The organism is Mameliella sp. AT18, assembly GCF_028807275.1.
In the GTDB taxonomy this organism is placed as follows: domain Bacteria; phylum Pseudomonadota; class Alphaproteobacteria; order Rhodobacterales; family Rhodobacteraceae; genus Antarctobacter; species Antarctobacter albus.
In genome coordinates this window covers 1-19,332 of record NZ_JARAMO010000036.1, presented here as the reverse complement: position 1 = coordinate 19,332, position 19,332 = coordinate 1, and the positions used below count along the sequence as shown (strand labels likewise).

Here is a 19,332-nt window from a genome sequence, read left to right as displayed (position 1 = left end):
CTACCGGCTCAGGAACGCCTGCGCCTCCGGGTCGGCCCCCATCGTGCCGGACGTCGCGTTTTCCATCATGACCGCGGCCTGGGTGCGGTTCTGCACCCCGAGGCGCCGCAACAACGCGGTGATATGCGCCTTGACCGTGGCTTCTGCCAGCGACAGTTCATAGGCGATCTGCTTGTTCGGCTTGCCGGCGCAGATCAGTTTCATGATGCGTTTCTGTTGCGGCGTCAGCTCGGCAAAGCGGGGGTTCATCTCGGCGGCATCGCAGGCGTCCGCGGGCTGCGGCGCCGATTGCAGGATGTCCTTGGGAAAGTATTTCCGCCCCGAGGCGATTTCCGTCAGCACAGAGGCCAGCACCTTGGCCGAGGCGTCCTTGGGCAGGAAGCCCGCCGCCCCCTCGCGCATCAGCGTGCGCACCAGTTCAACCGAGGCCAGCGAGGAAATCACCAGAATCGGCGTGCTGGCCATGCGGTCGCGCAGCTCCAGAAAGCCGGAAATCCCGGTCACGTCCGGCAATTTCAGGTCGAACATCACCAGGTCCGGTTCCAGCCCGCCTTTCAGCAGGGTCATCGCCTCTTTCAGCGTGCCGGCCTTCTGCACGGCGCAGTCCGCAAAGACGATGCCAAGGGCCGCGGCAAGCGCGTCACTATAGAGGGGATGGTCGTCGACGATCAGAACAGATGAGAAACATCCATCCGGCACGGTGGCCGTGTCATGGTACATTTGCCTTTCCTCCCAAGTCCGGAAAATACCCGAAGATCGCCCCTTGTCCATTTTTTCCGTGACGGCAACGGGTTTGCGCGGCGCCCCGCCGGGGCACCGCGCCGCCGCCCGGCCGAGGAGGGGATCAGGCCAGGGCGCCGTTCTGCTTGGCCACATGGGTGGCGATCAGGTCCATCAGCGGCGGCGACAGGCAGTCATAGGGCGTCAGGCCCAGTTCCGTCAGCCGCCCGCGGATCTCGTCCATGCGGTCGGGCGAGACCCCGGATTCGATGATCGACGAGACGAAGGCCGCGAATTCCGGCGCCGCCCAGCCGGTCTTGTCCGACAGTTCCGTGTGCACGAAGTCCAACCCGTGGAACGGGTGGCCGGTGTTCTCGATCCGGCCGTACATGTGCACGCCGCAGTCGCGGCAGGCATGGCGCTGGATCGCCGCGCTGGCGTCCACGATGTCCAGCTTGTCGGCGTTTTCCGTGACCTTGACCTGGTCGCGCCCGACCACCGCGATCTGGCTGAAAATCGCGCCGTCCGGCTTCCAGCACTTGGTGCAGCCGCAGACGTGGTTATGCGCGGTCTGGGCGCCGACCTCGACCTTGACCGGGTTGCTGGAACACTTGCAGGTCAGCGTGCCGCCGGCGAACCCGGGCGCCGTGGGCGGGATGCCGTTGTCCACCTGGGGGTGGATCTTCACATGGGTGTATTTCGGGGCGGGCGGGGCCGTGTCGCCACTGTCTCCGCCGCCAAAGAGCTTGTCGAGAATTGCCATTTTCCGTTCCTCCCTGTGATGACGGCATGAAAATGCCGCATCCTTCACAGCGTGAGGCACGAGGGGGCAAGTTGGCAATTCAGCCGATGGTATCGGCTTTGACGCGGGACTCAGCCGGGGCCGGCGCCACACTCCGGCGCCAGAAGCGGCGCATTCGCCGGATCCGCCATGCTGGCCCGCGCGCGCTCTGCCAGGTCGTCAAAGGCGCTGTCGATATAGTCGAGAAACCCCGCCTCGTTGGTCTGGTCGACCGGCGCGCGGGCGACGGCATGCATCATGAACAGGTCAAAGGCACAGAGGCCGCGCGGATTGGACTGCAGCAGCGCGCGCATGAATTCCGGTGAGCCCCAGCGCAGGCGCGACAGGTCGGTCGGGACCTCCTGCAGCTTGGACAGGAAACCGCCCTGCCGGTCGAATTGCAGCACGTCCATGCCGAAGGTGAAGGCCTGGAACAATTCCTCGATCAGGATCGAGCGATAAAAGGCCCGCGCCAGCGCATCCGCCGGGCGGTATCCCTCTTGCTGCACCATGATATGCGTGCCGGTGCCGCGCCGTCCGAAAAAGGTCTGCGCCATTCCGGGCGACAGGACCGCGTAGTGCCGCCCCCGCGGCAGGCCCAGCCCGTAGACCTCGTTCAGGCGGGCGATGTCGCGGGTCAGCGCGCCGTCGGGCGGATCGCCGGAATACAGCCGCAGCACCACGGTGCGCCCGGTGCCGCAGGCCCGCGCCGATGGCCCGGCATAGCGGCTGGGCAGCGGCTTGCCATGCACCTGGGCGGCAAGGTTGCCAAAGGCGGCGATCACCGCGCGCGTGTCCTCTGACGGCGGGTCCCCCACGATGCAGAGCGCGGCGCCGGCCAGGTCACGCCCATTGATATGAACGGGGATGTCCCGGCGCATCCGCCGGTCGCGCAATTCATACATCCAGCCCTTTTCCGCCAAAGCCAGGTAGGCGGCGCGATCCTCGGCGGCGGCGGCGCAGGTCATGGCCAGGAGGGCGGCAAGGATCAGGCGGACCAAGGGAAACTCCTTTTGCCCGGACGTAGGCCCGCGCCGGGACGCGTCCACGCCCCAGACGGCACAATCCGGGCAAATGCCTGTCAGGCAAGGTTTTCACGGATCTTGCCCCGGCTCGTCGGCCGGGGACCTTTGCCGTGGGTAAGGTCGCCCCCTCCCCTTGCGCAAAGCCGCACAGGCTCTCCCTGACGCGATCTGCCGGAAGAGCAGCGTCTACCGCCAGTTCCGGCGCTGGACCCTGGCGGGGCTCTGGGAGCAGATCATGGACGCCATGTCGCCACCCGTTACGACAAGACTGCGGAGAGCTTCCTCGGCGTCATAGACATCACGTCGATCAGGCTTTGGATCCGCCACTTGTCAACATGACCTGGGTCCCTTCCCCGCGGACAACCCGGGCCCTGCTCCGCGATTCGGTGCCTGATCCGCACCACGACTCGGCAGCCAGGGCGTGTCCCTGCCCCTCCGGATCCGAAAATTTCGAAAGATCCGGAGAAAATTCCAATTTACCTATGGTTTTCAACCCATTACACCGCACATTGCATGCTTTTCTTGAACTGCCACAATATCTAGCGACGACGCCAACACGCGCCAATTGCACGAAACTGTTGCCAAAAGCCCTTCAACTTGCGTAAAGAAACGGAAAACAAAGCTCTGACGAAAAAGAGCGTTCCTGACGAGGCGGCAAGACGGTGGCAGAGGTGTCCAAGCCCATTCACATCAACTCCCGTATCCGGGAGAACGCAGAGAGCCTGGCATCTGCGCTCGAACATCACATGCTCAAGAGCTTTGCTCCAGATGCCCGCAAGGAACTGCGCTTGTTCTCGGCAGGAGAAGCCGCCGACCTTTTGAACATTTCTGCCAGCTTCCTGCGCAAATTGCACTTCGAAAATCGCATCCCGGATGTCCACACCACTCCGGGCGGACGCCGGCATTATTCCGCGGCAGATCTGACGATCATTCGCAAGATGTTGGAAGATAACGCAAAATCCCCCGGCGCCTACCTCAAGGGCCGCCGCGAGGGCGACAAGGTCCAGGTGCTGTCCTTCCTCAACTTCAAAGGCGGCTCCGGCAAGACGACCTCCTCGATCCATACCGCGCAACGCCTCGCGCTAAAGGGCTATCGCGTCCTTGCGGTGGACATTGACCCGCAGGCTTCGTTGACGACCCTCTTCGGCTATCAACCAGAGGTTGATTTCCTGCATTCCGGGTCGATCTACGACGCGATCCGCTACGAAGACCCCCTGCCCTTCTCGCAGATCATCCAGCAGACCTATTTCACCGGGCTGGACCTCGCCCCCGGCGGCCTGATCCTGCAGGAGTTCGAGCACGAGACCCCCACCGCCCTGCGCAACAACATCCAGCCTCCCTTCTACGCCCGCATGGCCGCGGCCCTGCAAGAGGTCGAGGCCGATTACGACGTCATCATCTTCGATTGTCCGCCGCAGCTGGGCTATCTCACGATGTCGGCGCTCTGTGCTTCTACCGGGGTGCTCATCACCGTGGTGCCCAACATGCTGGACGTGGCCTCGATGTCGCAATTCCTGCAAATGAGCGCCGACCTGCTCGACGTGGTCTCTGGCGCGGGTGCGCGCATGGAGTTCGATTTCCTGCGCTTCCTCATCAACCGCTACGAGCCTTCGGACGGACCCCAGCAACAGGTTGTCGCCTTCCTGCGCCAGCTTTTCGGCGAAGAGGTCATGACCAACGCGATGCTGAAATCCACTGCGATTTCAGACGCAGGCCTGACACAGCAAACCATCTATGAGGTCGAGCGCAGCGCTTTTCACCGCAACACCTATGACCGCGCGGTCGATTCATTGAATGCTGTCAATGATGAGGTTGAGGCACTGATGCAAAAGGCATGGGGACGCTGATGGCACGCAAGGGAATTCTCTCCACCGATGCAAAGGCCACGCCGGCACGGAGAAACGCGGCAGAGCGGTTGATGCCCCGCGGCACCGTCGGCGCGCTGCAAAGCTCGCTGTCCAAGTTGCAGGAAAACGCGGTGCAGGACATCGACCCGGCCCTGATACACGACGCAGGCGTCGCGGACCGGCTTGGGACGGATGAAACCGCGGATGATTCCCTGCGCGAGTCCTTGCGTGTCTACGGACAACAGGTGCCGGTTCTCGTGCGCCCACGCGCCGATCAGCCGGGCCATTTCGACATCGTCTATGGCCGGAGGCGGGTCATCGCGCTCCGCGAACTGGGCCAGGCGGTCAAGGCCATGGTGCGGCACCTCGATGACAAGGCGCTTGTGCTGGCCCAGGGCCAGGAAAACACCGCCCGGCAGGATCTGTCCTTTATCGAAAAGGCCAGTTTCGCCGCGCAACTGGATGCGCTGGACTATGATCGACAGACCGTCGCCGACGCCCTGTCGATCGACCTGCCTATGGTCAGCCGGATGCTGAAAGTGGGCCGGGCTTTCGACGTCGAATTCCTGCGCCAAATCGGCTCGGCTCCGGGGATCGGGCGCGAACGCTGGCTGAAACTGGCAGAGGCCATGCAGAACGAGACCCTGCGCGAGCGGGTCGAGGCTCGGATGGAAACACTGGCTTATGTCGACGGGTCCGACGCACGTTTTGAACAAGTCCTGGCCTGGGCGACGGGTGCAAAGGCGCCAAAGGAAACCAAGGCGCCCCCCCTGCCCTCCCGCAAGATCACCGGCCCGGACGGCATCCCGCTGGCACGGGTCAAGCGATCCGACAAGGGCCTGACCATGACAACCACCGGGGATTTCGCCCTCTGGCTCGACAGCCATGCCGAAGCCTTGGTGAAAGAGCTTCACGACCGCTGGAAAAAAGACCGGTCGGAAGACTGAAGGCAACGAAACCGAGCAGACAAAGGAGGACGACGACAGGCAAAAGAAAAGCCCCCCAGGACGGATCCCGGAAGGCTCTCTCATTTCTCGCACTCTTGAGATAGCCCCTCAGCACTGACCCTGTCAACGCCACCGATTCGGTGGTGGGGTATTTTTTTGTCTTTCGCCAAGAAAATCATGACAGAACTGTCCCAAATCCATTTTGGGCAGCCGGTCGAGCCATGTGTTTCACACGACAAGTGGGCACTGCTGGACACGCTGACCTGTGCCGCGCGCCAATTCAATCTGAACCATCGGACGCTGACAGTGCTGCGCGCCCTGCTCACCTTTTACCCCGACCGTGAGCTCTCCGATGTGCCGGGCCTCGCAGTAGTCTACCCCTCCAACCGGACACTCTCACAGCGCCTGAACGGCATGCCGGAAAGCACCCTGCGCCGGCACCTGGCCACCCTCGTCCGCACCGGAATTGTCAGCAGACAAGACAGCGCCAACCGCAAGCGCTTTGCCCGATTTGGTGGGCTGGCCTTCGGCTTTGACCTCAGCCCGCTGGCACGCCTCGCGCCCCAGATCTACGAAGCTGCCGAAGAGGAACATCACAAGCAGCAAGAGATCGACAGCCTGCGCGCCCGGATTGCAGCAACGCGGCAGCGACTGATCGAGGGTGCCACGCTTATGCCCAACCATCCCTTGATGGAAGACAGCCGCCGGATCTTGCGCCGCAAAGTGGACGCGGAAACCCTGCGCGACGTTCTGGACAGCCTGGAAAACCATCTGGACAACACGCGGAAGATCGACGTGCCGACAGAGAGAATGAGCGCCAGGAACAGTGAAAATGAGCGGCACATACAGACTACAGATAAATCCGAATCTGTATGTACTACGGCTCCTGTCTGTGAGGCCGAGGACATCGCCTTGGATGATGTCACGCTCTCTTGCAAGGAATACCGCGACTTCCTGCCGAACGCCCCTAGGAGCTGGAGCGATCTTCTGAGAGTGGCTTACACGCTTTATCCCATGATGGGTATCGATCGCTCGACCTTTGAAGAGGCTCGGGAAAAGATCGGTCCGAACGGTGTCTCCGTGGCTATACTCTGTATGCTTGAGAAAATAGCGGACATCCGGAAACCGGGTGCTTATCTCCGTGGTCTCAGCAAACGGGCAGATCAGGGTAAATTGAACCTTCGAGCCATGATCAAAGCAGCGGGTCCTCGGAAATTGTCAGCTGACAATTTTGCCTGAAACCAGGGCGATCATCGATACCGTAAACTCGGAACGGATGCCGGCATCGACCAACGACCGTTTAACCAGCCGCACAACGTGGTTGTCGGAAAGCCGCGCATCACGCGCCTGTTTTCCGTCACCGGAGCAACAATCAAAGACAGGGCCCGCGCCGATCCGGAAATCGTGCAGCCATTATTCCAGTGCATGCAATAGGCAGGATTGTCCCTTAGAGCCGCAGCCTGAACAGATCGCGGGGCAGGGTGGCCACCATCGCGATGGATATCTTCCACCAGGATTGCAGCCTTATGCACCGGCGGACGTGTTTGCCTGCGCTTGATCCCGGCCAGCAGCGTAGCGATGTGCCAGTTCTTGCGATCCAGGGTGAACCCGCGCTGCGTGTAGTTCCAGGAGAGACCAGACAGACGACGGTCTATTGTCGAAACGGAAAGGGCAGAGCAGGGGCCCGGTCCGGACGCCAGGTCCGCAAGATAAAATCCGGTCATTTCCGGTGACGGAGGCAGCGGCTGCGTGAGCGCGGCGTCCGGAAGTTGCGGACCGCCAACGAGATCCTGACGAAGGCGAGCGCGTATTTCGCCCAGGCGGACCTCGACCGAGCACCAGCATCGCCACGATAGACGAAATCACACGCCAATCGAGGAAACTGCAATGAAACAGTATGTTGGACTGGATGTATCGCAGAAAGAGACTTCCGTCGGTGTAGTGGATGAGAACGACCGGCTCACCTATCAGGGTCGCGTGGCCTCCGGCCCCGGCGCCTTGGCCCCGCTGTTGGGGAAGAAGGCGCCGAACGCCGAACGCATCGGCTTTGAGACCGGTAGCATGTAAAGCTGGCCGTGGCATGAACTCCGGCGGATCGGCCTGGGGGTGGTTTGCCTCGACGCCCGCCACGCTGATGCCGCATACTCGGTGCGGATGAATAAAAGCGACGAGAATGGCGCTCGCGGGCTCGCTGAACTGGTCCGGATCGGTTGGTGTCGAGAGGTCGCGGTAAAGAGCGACCTGCATGATCGACGCTTGACCCGACCCTGAGACTGCAAGCCTGACACCAAGCCTGTGATGTCCCGCCGGGACGGTGGTTGCGGGCACCTCGTTCAATCGGCACCCGACCCGAACACCAACATGAGGCCATGACCTCGAAAAGGACCATTACCCCGGAATTGAAAAAGAAACAGGCTTGACGAAGAACCGCAATTAAAGGGTCGATTGACAAAGACGGGCGCGATCGCACCCGAAACCGAGAGTCTGCTGAAAGGCGGCTGGTTGCCGAAGGTTCTTCGCCGCCACGATCTGGCAGCACTCGACGGTGCGGAAGGGCAGGGGGGCGTCTGCGCCCGATTTCAACGCCGAGCAGCCGAAGACGTTGACTTTCCCGCCTTCCTTACAACGGACGTCCCGGGCAATAAGGCGTCGATGATGGTTGAGGCGTGATTTGCGCCATCCGAGGGCGAAAATTCGCGAAAGCGGTCTGGTATCGACCTTCGACAACACTGTGTGTGTGTGAAGTGACGTCTCCAGAACGCTAGATGCGTGGCATGGTAGAGAAGGCAGGGGCAGGGGCTCAGAGACCGGCGGCCTTGGTCAGGTTCACGCGGAACCGGTCCCTCCTGCGTTGGTAGCGGCGGGTCATCTCGGTCGAAGCGTGTCCGAGTTGCCTCTGGACATAGCGTTCGTCGACTTCGGCCGAACTGGCGAGGCCGGCACGCAGAGAGTGACCAGAGAATAGCGCCAGGCGCTCCTTTTCTGGCAGCTCGGATCGGATGCCGGCGTCCAGGACCGTGCGCTTGATCAGGCGTGCGACATGCTTGTCGTTGAGCCTCGTTTCTGAGGCCCTATTCCCGTCCCGCGAGGTGCCGACGAAGACCGGCCCGAAGTCGATCTTGGCGAAGTGCAGCCATTGCTCGAGCGCATGTACGGGGCAGGTCTGATCTTTCGAGCCGCGGCCGATCTCGACTTCGCGCCAGCCGGTCTTGGCATTGAGGGTGAGCAGGGCACCCTTGTCGAATATCTCAACCCAACCGCCGGAATCCGGTGTGTCGTCTTTGTTCACGTCGAGGCTGACGATTTCCGAGCGGCGCAGACCTCCGGCGTAGCCGAGCAGCAGGATCGCGCGATCCCGCAGCCCGCGCAGATCATAGGGCAGGGTGGCGACCATCGCGAGGATGTCCTCGGCCAGGATGGCTTCCTTCTGAACCGGCGGTCGCGCATGCTTGCGCTTGATTCCGGCCAGCACAGTGGCGATGTGACGGTTCTTGCGATCCAGGGAAAAGCCGCGCTGCGCGTAGTTCCAGGCGAGACCGGACAAGCGGCGGTCGATGGTTGAGACGGAGAGGGCAGGGGAGCGCCCAGAACCGGACGCTAGATCCGCGAGGTAAAGCCCGATCATCTCGGGTGACGGCGGCAGCGGCTCCGCGCCCTTCATCCGGCACCAGCGCGCGAAGTGAGCCCAGTCCTTCGCATAAGCCTTCAGCGTGTTGTCCGAGGCCGCGGCGCGCGCATAGTCACGGGCGGTATCGACCAGGTGATCCAGCGTACCGGACCCCGCGACATGGGAGGGCAAGGCGAGGTCATCGTTTTCCTCTTGATCCCTCTCGTCTCCGTCGTTGCGTTGGCTCATCTCAAGAATGCTCCGAGAAGTGCGCGTTCGAGTGCAACGAGAGGCAGCGCATTTGGAGGCATCTTTCCAACAAATGACGTAGCTGAGCATAAGTCAGCTCATCAGAGTGCGCTGACGTCGGTTTCTCGGTCCCTGAGGGCATTTTCCACTGAATCCGGCGGTGAAATTGAACTGTTTTCGAGCATATCTCTTCATGTCCGATAATGCAAACTTATTGGACATGGTAGAGATCACCAAAGCGGGGCGGTTTGTGTGCTATTTTCTGGCAAAAAGCGCCGCCGTGGGTTAGGCTCCAAGCATGACTTTTGCCCGAACCGACGCATTGGACGACGCCGAGACGATAGCCCGCATGCCGTCATGGGTCACCTCTGCGCGCGCCGAAACCCTTGAGGATGTGGCCTTTTTGTCGGGGGCAGCACTCGGCCATCTCCATCTTGTGCTGAGACACGAGGATGTCCCCCAGACCTTGCTCCGGGCACGGCTGGCGCTGCGCACGGCGGAGGCGTGTGTGACGCACCAGGGACGCCAGGAACGAGCGTCGGAGCTGCGTGATGCGGTGGCATTCTTGCAGCCCGGCGACAGCCCCGGACCGGCGGGAGAGGTCTGTCTGTCCTGGCAGTGCGCGGTCGAACGACCAGTTTCGACCAAGGCGCTGCATCGGGCGTTGCCTAATGTTGAAGTGGAGCAGATCGCAACGTGGCTGGATGTGGGGCAGGGAGCGCCGGTCCCGCGTGCCGCGGCCGTATTCCAAGCCGTGATCGAGGATCGCCCGCGGGATGCCGCTACGGCGTTGATCTTGGCTGACGCGGCTTTGGCACAAGGGCTCGGATGGTCTTATGTCCTGCCGCTTCTGGCGCTCGGTCTGAGTCGTGCCGATCTGCGGAAGAGCGGCGCAGACCTGCAACTGGCCTGTCATCGGGCGATTGCGGCGGCGGCGACCGAAGCGACCCGAGAGGCCACTGATCTTGCCCGCCGTGTGGCGCGCTTGAAGGAGGTCGCGCCGAAGCTCCGGGCGAAGGGATCCGATGAGGCTTTGGTACTGTTCCTGAGCCGAGACGTGGTAGCGCCGGCGTCGCTCATCTCGCTGCGTTCCGATCGCGCGGCACGTCGGTTCTGCGACCGGCTGGTTGAGTTGGGCGCCGTGCGTGAGCTGACCGGGCGCGACACCTTCCGGCTTTATGGGGTCTGACCGATGGCCAAGGATCACTCCGAAGCCGATCTGGACCGAGAGTTGACTGACCTTCCCGCCGACCTGCGCTGGCGGGAATGGATGCGCCGGATCGAGGCGGTGCTCTTCGCGTCCGCCTCGCCAGTACCGCGCGAGGATCTGGCCCGGGTGGTGGGGCAGGGGGCCTCGGTCGATCTGCTGATCGAGGACCTTGCAGCCGATCTCGAAGGCCGGTCCTTCGAGCTCGCGAAGGTCGCTGGCGGATGGCTGTTGCGGACGCGGTCGGCCTATGCGCCGGCGATCCGGGCGGCCGCCGATGTGGGCGAGCAGGATCTCGATCTGCGCGAGTACGACGTCGCTGTGCTGGCGGCCATCGCCTATCACCAGCCGATCACCCGCGACGGACTCAAGGACATCTTCGGCAAGGAGATCAGCCGGGACTTGATCGGGCGGCTGCATGCACGCGGTCTCATCGGCACGGGACCACGATCCCCACGACGCGGGGCGCCCTACACCTACGTGACGACGGATCAGTTCCTCACGGCGTTCGATCTGGAGTCGCTCCGGGACTTGCCGGATCGGGAGCAATTGGAAGACGCGGGATTGGCGGAAGGATGATGCTTGTGCGTCGTGCCATTCGTCCTATCGCTCAAATCTGCCCCATCTGTGAGTTATAGAATGGCATCCTATAACTCATGACGGACTCGGGGTAGAGGGTTGGCGGACCGGTGGTCAAAGCCGAGCGGTGTTCGAATCGACAAGACGGTCGCAGTCAGGGCGTGTTGATTTCGGCTTCCAGCCCTGCGATTGCGCTCATCACGTCATCAAAGCTCGGCGCGTCGCCCATGATCATCTCGCGCATCCCGGCGTAGTCCCGACGGAGGGCTGCCTCGAGCTTCTCATTTGGAAGCAGGCGCAGTGATCCTGGCTTCGCGTCTTCGTATCTTGCCCACGCCGCCTTGAAGAACACCGACTTGTGGTGACCGACCTCGTCGAGGAGGTCGATGTCGGCCAGCGCGCGCGTCTTGGCATCATGCCCGATCAGCTGGGCCATGTCGTAGTAGTGACGGGACATTCGGTCGGCGAGTGGTTTCTTCGCATCCTGATGGAAGAGCATATGGAGGATCGTCGCTTTCTCCCAGAAGGTTCGTTCGATCCCGAGAGTTTGGACATCGACGGCATTCAATCCGGGGAGATCAGGAAAGGCTTTTTGGACGTAAGTCACAATTGGCCGTTGTTCAGCCGGGAGCTGTGCCCCACGCGCTCCGAATTCGAACCGAATGACCGGCTGGATGTAGCTGTCACTGTCGGCACGTAGCGAGGGATAGGCGAACAGCACGGTTTGTGGGTCGTCTTCATCAATCGTGAGGGAGAAGGGCAGTTCGAGGCTTGCGGAGAAAACCGCGTTGATCTCATCAAGCAAGGGTCCCGCGACAGTGGCCTCGGCGGCATCCTGAAGATCTTGCAGCAGAGATTTGCGTTTGCCGCTAGAAAGGTCAGGGTTCTCTGGATCGCGATCTCCCTCAAACCCGAGTTGGGTGCGGTCGAGCGATAGATCCACATCCTCGGAAAACCGGTGGATCACGTCGTAAGCCTTCGAAAGCGACGTGCCTCCCTTGAAGATCAGGTGATCGCCAAAGGAGGGCAGGGCGAAGAGATGGTGGAGCGACCAGCAGACCCAGAAGTCCTTCTCAACAATCGCCTTGGCAAAGCCAAGTTCTGCCGCGGCTTGTCCAAAGGCTTCGTCACGATGCTCAGGTGTATCGTTCGCGAACCGATCCATGCTCAGGCGCGTGCCACGATCTGCTGGACGACCGGATGCATCCAGGCTGGGGCATTTCGGCTTTGCTTTGCGAGCTGCGCCCGATCCCTGGCATCCAGCGAGCGGGCAATCTTGCCGATCACCTGATCGTCGACACGATCCTTGCCAACATAGCGGAGCGCCTGGAAAACAGTGCCTGTCTTCGACCCAGCCCCGACCAGCGTCTTCGGAGAGGCATTGCGGAACTGGATCACCTGCCGCCCGACCGTCTTCGTTCGGGTAGGCCCGTCGGTCATGTAGGTCGGATTAGACGGGACCTGGGTGGACAGGCCGAGCTGGTTCGCCGCCATGGCAGGGGAGGGTTGCAGAACCTGGTTGTCCTTCCGGGCAACAGCGCGCGCGATGTCATCGGCGGATGGCGCCAATAGTCCGAAGCGCGGGCTGAGCCTGGGATAATCGTAGAGCCCACGTGTCAGCCGCCGGATCACACCTTGATCGGCCAGGCGCGATAACGCCTGATCCACGCTTGCGCGCGACCCGATATCGAGGAAGTCCGAAGGTGCGAAGATGGCGCCTCGGCCCTTCCCTAGGATGCGTTGCTTGATTTTCGACGTGATCATGGTTCAACTCCATGTCAGAAAATATGGTATGTTTTTCTGAGCGTCAAGTGGAGCGGTTTCGGTGAAAATTCGGCACAACGGGCGGAAGCAGTCTTTCACTGCATGAGCGTTTGCGCCTGGCGCGACCAGCGATAGCTGACATTCAGTAACGGCTTTACCGTTGTACGGAGCTGCATAGGCCCATCACTGATTCAGTGTTCGCAAATTGTTCTGATTTCGCTTGACCGAGATTTCAACGCAACATATTTGTTGTGTCATGGCTTTAATGTACGATTCGTCCACAGGCTACCTTGCTCCCGGCGTCCATACAGTGACGTGGGATGAATTGGTCGCTTTATGTTCGGTCAACCAACACCGAACGCGCCTGGTTGGCGGCCTCAAAAGTGCCGCCCTTAACCTCAGGGGAGCAGGCTGCACTTTGTTGCTTCTGGATGGAAGTTTCGTGTCTGAGAAGGACTTACCAAACGACTATGACGGCGCTTGGAGCCCAGTTGGTATGAACCCTAACCTTGTAGATCCGGTGCTGCTCGATTTCTCGCCCCCCGGACGCGCCGCAATGAAAGCTAAGTACGGCGGAGAATTGTTCCTTGAGAGCCTGCCCGCCGCACCCGGTGTGCTTTTTCGTGACTTTTTTCAATCCGACAGAAGTGGAAACGCCAAAGGAATACTGTCTCTAGACCTAGGGAGCATCAAATGATCACCAATGAGCGCCAATACAAAATTACTCGAGCAAATGCCGAGAAGTTTAAGGCTGCGATTGATGGCTTTGATGTCGCAGAGAGAGAGAAGGCCGGCATACACCCGACCTTTATTGAGGCCGAACTTAGTGGTTTGAATAGCCAACTGGTCGACCTTGAAGAAGAAATCCGAGCATATGAGGATCTGCAGTCAATGCAAGCTCCCGTAATTAGGGTGGAGCGGATTGAAGACCTAGCCGAGGGCTTGATTGCAGCAAGAATTGCTTCCGGTCTCTCTCAGCGTGAACTTGCGGAGAGGATGGGACTCAAACCTCAGCAGATCCAACGCTATGAATCGGATAAGTACTCTAGTGCAAGCCTAGCCAGAATTGTTGAAGTAACAGAAGCACTCAATATTGAACTTAGAAACGAAATACTGGTTCCTTACCAACCTGATGGTTTCGAAGGAGTTTTGCAGAAGTTATCTCAGGTAGGCTTGGACGCAGCTTTCCTAAGGTCTAAGCTTCTGAGCTCAGCGGATGAAAGCAGGTTTAGCGCTATTACCGATGGGTTGCCGCAAGAGGCGCCAACGGTTGTTGATCGCTCGATAGAGGCGATTTCGAGAGTCTATGGTTGGGCCAAAGACCAACTTTTCTCGGCACATCCCTTGAGTGTGCCAGCAATAGCTGGAGCGCAAGCAAGGTTCAAAATGCCAGCAAAGCGAGACGCTGATCAAACAGCTCTTTATGCGACATATGCCAATTATCTGGCTCGACTTGTGTTGAATGCGACGCCGGTAATTGAAGGCCCAGCGGTACCTGATGAGCCGGAGGAATTTCTGAGGTTGTTCCACGAACACTATGAAGAGTTTGGTTTCCGAGACTTGCTAAACTTTTCTTGGGATTTGGGTATCCCAGTGGTGCCATTGCGAGACGGGGGGCAATTTCACGGAGCATGTTGGAGAATATCAGGCAGAAATGTCATTGTAATGAAACAAAAGACTCCACATGCAAGTCGATGGATATTCGACTTACTGCATGAGCTTTACCATGCCTCTCAGAGGCCTGAAGAGACTGACTTCGTGATTCTGGAGGCCGCCGAAACCTCTGAAGAGCGCCGAAGCTCGGATGAGGAGGTGAGAGCAAGTCAATTTGCCGGCGAGGTTGGTCTTTCCGGCCAGGCGGAGGAGCTGACAGCGATTATCGTCGATAGGAGCCGTGGCGACATTAGAAGGGTCAAATCCGTCGTTGCGCGGTTGGCCGAAGAGAGGGGCGTGGACGTTGGATTGCTCGCAAACTACCTAGCATTTCGCCTTCAGATGCAAGGGATCAGCTGGTGGGGGGCTGCGGCAAACCTCCAGCGTGATGGCGAAGATCCTTGGATGATCGCCAGGGATGTGTTTTGCGAACGGTTTTCTTTTGCAGGCATTGACGACGTCGATGGTTCAATTTTGCAAAGAGCACTTGAGAGGAATTAAGTATGAAACCGTTGGTCGAACTCAAACCCCTCAAGATCAGCTGCACGGATAGCGACTGCGATAACGATCTTCATTGCTTCAAAGCGACGCGACAGATGGGGCGCGAGGAACGTGGAAGTTGCCGTTCTTGCGGTGCCAAATTGATCGATTGGCAGCGCCTGCATAGAAGATCGATCGAAGATGTTGAGTTTACGTTCGAGGCGCTACACAACGAAAAAATCAGGCATCATTTCTTCCACGTTGAAATTGATCAACGTGCAAAAAACTACGCCAAGAGAAAAGGTTGGTTGGAGCTTCGAGAGGCAGTCGAAACGCGGATCAGAAAGTATGTCGCAAAGTCAGGGAATCCGCGTGACGGACGGCAAACGCCGTTTGAGGGCAACCCCATCTATTATGCGCAACATGCTACTGCGACGTGCTGCAGAACGTGTCTTAACTACTGGCACGACATTTCCAAGGACCACGATTTGACCGATGACGAGGTCGATTATTGCGCGGACCTGATTGAGATGTACCTTCGAGAGCGTCTGGACGACGTCCAAGATGGGCCGCAGCATGTCCCCCCAATCCGATCGAAGACTATGCGCTAGGAGGTTGGAACGTGGTCAGAGGCGTAATCAATACCGGCCAACAGGCAGAGCATCTGCGCCAGAAATCGGTCAACGCATCTGAACGGAGTGTGCTGCTTTCCAGGCTAAGCGGCTCCGACCAAGAACCTGACCTGACTGTTCCGACAAACTGCGAAGGCTTCGGTCGAATTCGTCACTTCAAAACCTCGACGGCTCCCAACTGGCCATCCAACCCACTACCAATCCTGCCGGCTGCGAAGGCGTTGGGGCTTGCAGACGGCCAGACCACCATGGAAGCGCAAGTCTATCAAAACGCGGCTTGTCCTTGGCGATGCTGGTACTGTTTCGTTCCTTATCCGCTGTTAAGCGCCAACCCAAAAAAGTCGAAGTGGTTTACAGTCTCTGAGCTAGTAGACCTATTTGAGAACGAGCCGGATGGCTGTCCGAGCGTGATTGATCTATCCGGCGGATCGCCGGACTTGATCCCTGAATGGCCCGTTTGGATGATGGAAGAGTTGGAGGCTAGAGGGCTCGATCAGCAGACGTTTCTTTGGTCAGATGACAATCTTAGCACTGATTGGCTTTTCACTAAGCTTTCGAATGCGCAGCTGGAGCGAATGCAGTCTTACAAGAATTACGGTCGGGTTTGCTGCTTCAAGGGTATCGATGAAAGGTCATTTGCGTTTAACACAAATGCAGAGCCAAGCGGCTTTGAGTTCCAGTTACACGTAATGGATAGGCTGCTGGATCTCGATCTCGACGTCTATGGCTACATCACGCTTACTGACCCATCGTCTGACAACATCGATTGTCGGATGAGCGCCTTCTTCGACCGTTTGCAGACCATTCATGAATTCCTACCACTTCGCATAGTCCCACTGCAGATTGGCGTCTATGGTCCAGTGGAGCCGAGGATGAATGACGAGTTTGATGCCAGTCTTGCTGTACAAGAAGTGGCAATCCAGCACTGGAACGTGGAGATCGAAAAAAGGTTTTCACTCGAAGACCGTCACCGGCCGATCACGGACGTCAGCTTGCGGAGGTCTCAGGCATGAAACACGCGCCGATCGATCTCTGGTCGTTCGAAAGTAGGGTAGAGTTCTGGCTACTGAAGTCGCTATCGGCGGGCGTCACTAGCTTCTCAAGTCTGCTTGCCGAACTCCCCGGAGTGTACCCCACCGCCGCAATGGCGGGAATTCGTCGTCTCGTCAAAAGTGGGCGCATTTCAGTCGAGTTGGGCCGAAAGCTAGCTCTCCAAGCACGTGCCGCATCAAACCCCACTTCAACTTATGCCGAACTTCCACCACCGCATCCGTTGGATTTTGAGTGGAGATTCAACCAGGAGACTTCTGAAGCACTCGCTTCTCGAGCTATGATTCCCAGTGCACGACGTTTTGGAAGGACGCTTTGCCTTGGCGTCCCGACAGTCGCCTTGGCCGCAATCAAGCTAGGTTTGGGTCAACACGCCGACTTCTTGGGAGAAGACAATGAGATTTCAACGGCTGTAAGCGAGCATGCACGAAGACGGGCTAGCTCGCTCTCAACACATTTCGGACCGAGCCGGCCTTTTCCGGCGTCCTACGCGAGTGTGGTTCTAGATCCTCCTTGGTATGATGATTGCCTTAACGAGATGATTCCGCTGGCGGCTTCTGCTTGCCACCACGATGGTACCGTATTCATGGTCGCTGCCCCATTGGGGTCTAGGAGATCGGCGATCGATCATCGCGCCAATCTGCTGTCCATTGCTGAACAGTGCGGTCTGGTTCTAACAGATCAAGTTCCGGGATTCGCAAGGTATCAGACCCCTTTCTTTGAGGCTAACGCTTTGAAAGCCGCTGGGTTAGCAGTACCCGGGGACTGGAGGACAGCCGACTTGCTCGAGTTCCGAAAAGTCGGTGTTGCGAGACACTTGCCTCTGAACTCTCGAACAAGGCTTCGCCCTTGGCACGAGGTATCAGTTGGTCGAATGCGTCTATTGATAGACGTGTCCGAACCAGATGAGCACGGTGGTGATGTCACACTGTCAAGCATCGTATCGGGTGACGTTTTGCCTACGGTGAGCCGGCGCGACGAGCGGAGGACGCGGGCAAACGTTTGGACGTCTGGCAACCGCATTTTTTGGTGCAACAGGCCAAATGAGTTAGTTGCTTCGCTCGAAGGAGACCTGTTGGCGCTTCCAGAATTCTATGACCGCGATCCGTGTCGACCCTACCATCACCGAAAATTCCAACGGTACGCTACGTTGAAGTTTCACCTCCAAAAACTCTCCGCTAAAGAGCTGCAGGAAGAGAAGGAACACTTTGGTGGGAACAGTGTCGCGGCGCGAAGAATTGCTACAAGAACTCATGGCAAGGCTGCGGTCGCACAACTATTGGGGTCCGCTCATAGCGGAGATTCTTTGCAGCCGCTTGGATAGCAAGTTGCACGTAGCGATCTTTTCAGAACCGTTCTTGTCGTTCCTCAAAGCAGGACAAAAGACAGTCGATACGCGCTTGTCCTCTGTAAGGTGTGCTCCCTACGGCTATGTATCCCCGGGTGACCTGGTTCTTGTGAAAGAAAACTCTGGGCCGATCACCGCGGTAACGAGAGTCTCCTATACCGAGTATTTTGCCACGGCGTATCATTCCCTGGATGTAATCCGAGCCGACTACGGAACAAGGATTTTGGCTGGAGACGATTTCTGGCGATCAAAGCAGAATGCTAGGTTCGCTTCTGTAATTCATGTCGAGCAAACAACCGGATTTGCACCGATCGAATTTGCAAAAACCGACAGACGAGGTTGGGTCGCACTGGATGACGACCAGTTGGAGTTCGCATTTTGACGGGCAGAATAATTCTTGTTTTCTCTGGGCAAATAGGGAGTGGCAAGAGCTCGCTTGCAAAAGCTATCAGCGACGAATTCGGTTTCCCGCGAATAAGCTTTGGTGGCTATGTCAGGCATCTAGTTGTGCAGTCTGGAGGAAACGAGGGTGACAGAAAAGCACTTCAAGACGAGGGCGAAAGACAGGTAAGAAGAGATCCAAGGGCCTTCCTGTTGGCGACACTCGACCATCATGATGTAGACGATGCAGCCTCCTTTGTTATCGAAGGTTTGAGACACGTTTCGATCCTGAACGAGATGCGCAAGCTCTTCGGCGCTGATCTTTTTCACATTCATTTGGCAGCTGACAAACACATCGCCTTCGAGCGTGCGGTAGCGCGCGGAGACGACCCAAATATTGTAGCGTGCGCGTTGCAACACTCTGTCGAGGCCGACGTGGCGATAGCATTGCTTGAAACAGCGGATGTGGTGCTTCCTGCTTCTGAGTCTCAATCCGAACTAATCGCGCAGGTAATTTCGGTGGTTGAACAAAGGTTCTGACCGCCAACAAAGCTCAAGAGTAGGCCGCCCTCGGTGCCAGATTGGCCTCAGATTCGCCGCGGCAACCTACCTCCCTTATGACCTGAGCCGCTTGGCGAAACGGCTCGCTCAATATCCTTTCGGGCCGGACTGAGCCTATTCTGCGAGCGCCGAAGAATTGGATTTTCGCAGGAGACTGCGGCTATCAAAAGTTCTCGATCTTTAATATTTCTTTGATTTCCTTTGCGCGTTCCGCCAGGGGAGAGTTGGTCTGGTAGACACTTTCGATGAAGTCTTGAGCCCATTGTAGTAGGTCTTTCAGGCGCTCTGGCGGATCTGGTCGATAGGCTTTGTTGGCGTGGATGATATTGTTCCTGATCGTTCTAAGTTGTCTGTAGCAATTTTCGAACACCGACTTCTCGTGGTCGAACTCGATATCAACGTAGCGATAGTCTTCGATGTTTCCGTCGTAGCGGCCGGGAATTCCGATCGCCTTTAACTCGTCGAACAAATCTTGGACCTGTCACGGATTTGTGCCGCTCC

General features: G+C 58.6%; 19 protein-coding genes and 2 pseudogenes. 13 read left to right on the top strand and 8 right to left on the bottom strand.

Features of this window, described 5'->3' with window-relative positions; genetic code table 11:
* The 3 genes from PVW46_RS04760 to PVW46_RS04750 form a co-directional block, all read right to left on the bottom strand.
* Positions 1–720 (bottom strand): LuxR C-terminal-related transcriptional regulator, encoded by a 720-nt coding sequence (locus tag PVW46_RS04760; RefSeq protein ID WP_069211823.1) that lies wholly within the window; start codon positions 718–720, stop codon positions 1–3.
* 124 nt (positions 721–844) lie between these two features.
* Positions 845–1,483 carry an S-(hydroxymethyl)glutathione synthase gene (gene gfa / locus PVW46_RS04755; RefSeq protein WP_083242533.1) on the bottom strand — a complete coding sequence of 213 codons (639 nt, stop codon included), beginning with the start codon at positions 1,481–1,483 and terminating at the stop codon, positions 845–847.
* 110 nt (positions 1,484–1,593) lie between these two features.
* The gene (locus PVW46_RS04750; RefSeq protein WP_223306254.1) at positions 1,594–2,502 is read right to left on the bottom strand and encodes a hypothetical protein; all 909 of its coding nucleotides are present in this window, start codon (positions 2,500–2,502) and stop codon (positions 1,594–1,596) included.
* A gap of 258 nt (positions 2,503–2,760) precedes the next feature.
* On the opposite strand from PVW46_RS04750, the pseudogene PVW46_RS04740 reads away from it, so the two are divergent.
* The 4 genes and pseudogenes from PVW46_RS04740 to repC all read left to right on the top strand — a co-directional run.
* Positions 2,761–2,865 (top strand): annotated as a pseudogene (locus PVW46_RS04740) (IS5/IS1182 family transposase); the annotation flags it as partial.
* 332 nt (positions 2,866–3,197) lie between these two features.
* A complete protein-coding gene (gene repA / locus PVW46_RS04735) occupies positions 3,198–4,373 on the top strand; it encodes a plasmid partitioning protein RepA (RefSeq protein ID WP_274574966.1) in 1,176 nt (391 codons plus the stop codon).
* Positions 4,373–5,320 carry a plasmid partitioning protein RepB gene (gene repB, locus PVW46_RS04730; protein WP_043144522.1) on the top strand — a complete coding sequence of 316 codons (948 nt, stop codon included), beginning with the start codon at positions 4,373–4,375 and terminating at the stop codon, positions 5,318–5,320. Before repA ends, repB begins: the two co-directional genes overlap by 1 nt.
* A gap of 177 nt (positions 5,321–5,497) precedes the next feature.
* Positions 5,498–6,559, top strand: a complete 1,062-nt coding sequence (gene repC, locus PVW46_RS04725; RefSeq protein ID WP_274574963.1) for a plasmid replication protein RepC — start codon at positions 5,498–5,500, stop codon at positions 6,557–6,559.
* Here the strand turns inward: repC and PVW46_RS04720 are convergent.
* Positions 6,554–7,068 (bottom strand): annotated as a pseudogene (locus tag PVW46_RS04720) (integrase); the annotation flags it as partial. The gene repC and the pseudogene PVW46_RS04720 sit on opposite strands and share 6 nt — an antisense overlap.
* A 139-nt stretch (positions 7,069–7,207) precedes the next feature.
* Between PVW46_RS04720 and PVW46_RS04715 the strand changes: the two are divergent.
* Entirely contained in the window at positions 7,208–7,387 is a 180-nt protein-coding gene (locus PVW46_RS04715) for a hypothetical protein (protein WP_274574962.1), read from the top strand.
* 733 nt (positions 7,388–8,120) lie between these two features.
* Here PVW46_RS04715 and PVW46_RS04710 read toward each other — a convergent pair.
* Positions 8,121–9,176, bottom strand: a complete 1,056-nt coding sequence (locus PVW46_RS04710; RefSeq protein WP_274574961.1) for a tyrosine-type recombinase/integrase — start codon at positions 9,174–9,176, stop codon at positions 8,121–8,123.
* 298 nt (positions 9,177–9,474) lie between these two features.
* Between PVW46_RS04710 and PVW46_RS04705 the strand changes: the two genes are divergently transcribed.
* Positions 9,475–10,365, top strand: coding sequence for a DUF1403 family protein (locus tag PVW46_RS04705; RefSeq protein ID WP_274574960.1), 891 nt, complete (start codon positions 9,475–9,477; stop codon positions 10,363–10,365).
* 3 nt (positions 10,366–10,368) lie between these two features.
* Complete coding sequence (gene scpB / locus PVW46_RS04700; RefSeq protein ID WP_274574959.1) at positions 10,369–10,962, top strand: SMC-Scp complex subunit ScpB; 594 nt, start codon at positions 10,369–10,371, stop codon at positions 10,960–10,962.
* 154 nt (positions 10,963–11,116) lie between these two features.
* Here the strand turns inward: scpB and PVW46_RS04695 are convergent, their stop codons facing one another.
* Positions 11,117–12,127, bottom strand: coding sequence for a nucleotidyl transferase AbiEii/AbiGii toxin family protein (locus tag PVW46_RS04695; RefSeq protein ID WP_274574957.1), 1,011 nt, complete (start codon positions 12,125–12,127; stop codon positions 11,117–11,119).
* A gap of 2 nt (positions 12,128–12,129) precedes the next feature.
* The gene (locus tag PVW46_RS04690) at positions 12,130–12,726 is read right to left on the bottom strand and encodes a DUF6088 family protein (protein WP_274574955.1); all 597 of its coding nucleotides are present in this window, start codon (positions 12,724–12,726) and stop codon (positions 12,130–12,132) included.
* 220 nt (positions 12,727–12,946) lie between these two features.
* Between PVW46_RS04690 and PVW46_RS04685 the strand changes: the two genes are divergently transcribed.
* The 6 genes from PVW46_RS04685 (at position 12,947) to PVW46_RS04660 (ending at position 18,810) form a co-directional block, all read left to right on the top strand.
* Positions 12,947–13,423 (top strand): DUF6932 family protein, encoded by a 477-nt coding sequence (locus PVW46_RS04685; RefSeq protein ID WP_274574952.1) that lies wholly within the window; start codon positions 12,947–12,949, stop codon positions 13,421–13,423.
* Entirely contained in the window at positions 13,420–14,880 is a 1,461-nt protein-coding gene (locus PVW46_RS04680; protein WP_274574950.1) for a helix-turn-helix domain-containing protein, read from the top strand. Before PVW46_RS04685 ends, PVW46_RS04680 begins: the two co-directional genes overlap by 4 nt.
* Before the next feature lie 2 nt (positions 14,881–14,882).
* On the top strand, positions 14,883–15,470 hold the full coding sequence (locus PVW46_RS04675) for a DUF4186 family protein (RefSeq protein WP_274574948.1): 588 nt from the start codon (positions 14,883–14,885) through the stop codon (positions 15,468–15,470).
* Between the two features lie 11 nt (positions 15,471–15,481).
* Positions 15,482–16,504 carry a radical SAM family protein gene (locus PVW46_RS04670; protein ID WP_274574946.1) on the top strand — a complete coding sequence of 341 codons (1,023 nt, stop codon included), beginning with the start codon at positions 15,482–15,484 and terminating at the stop codon, positions 16,502–16,504.
* A 1,353-nt stretch (positions 16,505–17,857) separates the two neighbouring features.
* Positions 17,858–18,271 carry a hypothetical protein gene (locus PVW46_RS04665; RefSeq protein WP_274574944.1) on the top strand — a complete coding sequence of 138 codons (414 nt, stop codon included), beginning with the start codon at positions 17,858–17,860 and terminating at the stop codon, positions 18,269–18,271.
* Positions 18,268–18,810 (top strand): AAA family ATPase, encoded by a 543-nt coding sequence (locus PVW46_RS04660; RefSeq protein WP_274574942.1) that lies wholly within the window; start codon positions 18,268–18,270, stop codon positions 18,808–18,810. Before PVW46_RS04665 ends, PVW46_RS04660 begins: the two co-directional genes overlap by 4 nt.
* Positions 18,811–18,994: 184 nt before the next feature.
* Here PVW46_RS04660 and PVW46_RS04655 read toward each other — a convergent pair whose 3' ends face one another.
* Positions 18,995–19,300, bottom strand: a complete 306-nt coding sequence (locus PVW46_RS04655; protein WP_274574940.1) for a hypothetical protein — start codon at positions 19,298–19,300, stop codon at positions 18,995–18,997.
* Positions 19,301–19,332: the final 32 nt, after the last annotated feature.

What these genes read in the sequence shown, in the direction of transcription:
- PVW46_RS04690 (WP_274574955.1), bottom strand. Translation starts at nt 12,726, where the DNA reads ATGATCACGTCGAAAATCAAGCAACGCATCCTAGGGAAGGGCCGAGGC.
- PVW46_RS04675 (WP_274574948.1), top strand. Translation starts at nt 14,883, where the DNA reads ATGAAACCGTTGGTCGAACTCAAACCCCTCAAGATCAGCTGCACGGAT.
- PVW46_RS04710 (WP_274574961.1), bottom strand. Translation starts at nt 9,176, where the DNA reads ATGAGCCAACGCAACGACGGAGACGAGAGGGATCAAGAGGAAAACGAT.
- PVW46_RS04680 (WP_274574950.1), top strand. Translation starts at nt 13,420, where the DNA reads ATGATCACCAATGAGCGCCAATACAAAATTACTCGAGCAAATGCCGAG.
- scpB (WP_274574959.1), top strand. Translation starts at nt 10,369, where the DNA reads ATGGCCAAGGATCACTCCGAAGCCGATCTGGACCGAGAGTTGACTGAC.
- PVW46_RS04705 (WP_274574960.1), top strand. Translation starts at nt 9,475, where the DNA reads ATGACTTTTGCCCGAACCGACGCATTGGACGACGCCGAGACGATAGCC.
- gfa (WP_083242533.1), bottom strand. Translation starts at nt 1,483, where the DNA reads ATGGCAATTCTCGACAAGCTCTTTGGCGGCGGAGACAGTGGCGACACG.
- PVW46_RS04715 (WP_274574962.1), top strand. Translation starts at nt 7,208, where the DNA reads ATGAAACAGTATGTTGGACTGGATGTATCGCAGAAAGAGACTTCCGTC.
- PVW46_RS04695 (WP_274574957.1), bottom strand. Translation starts at nt 12,127, where the DNA reads ATGGATCGGTTCGCGAACGATACACCTGAGCATCGTGACGAAGCCTTT.
- repC (WP_274574963.1), top strand. Translation starts at nt 5,498, where the DNA reads ATGACAGAACTGTCCCAAATCCATTTTGGGCAGCCGGTCGAGCCATGT.
- PVW46_RS04760 (WP_069211823.1), bottom strand. Translation starts at nt 720, where the DNA reads ATGTACCATGACACGGCCACCGTGCCGGATGGATGTTTCTCATCTGTT.
- repB (WP_043144522.1), top strand. Translation starts at nt 4,373, where the DNA reads ATGGCACGCAAGGGAATTCTCTCCACCGATGCAAAGGCCACGCCGGCA.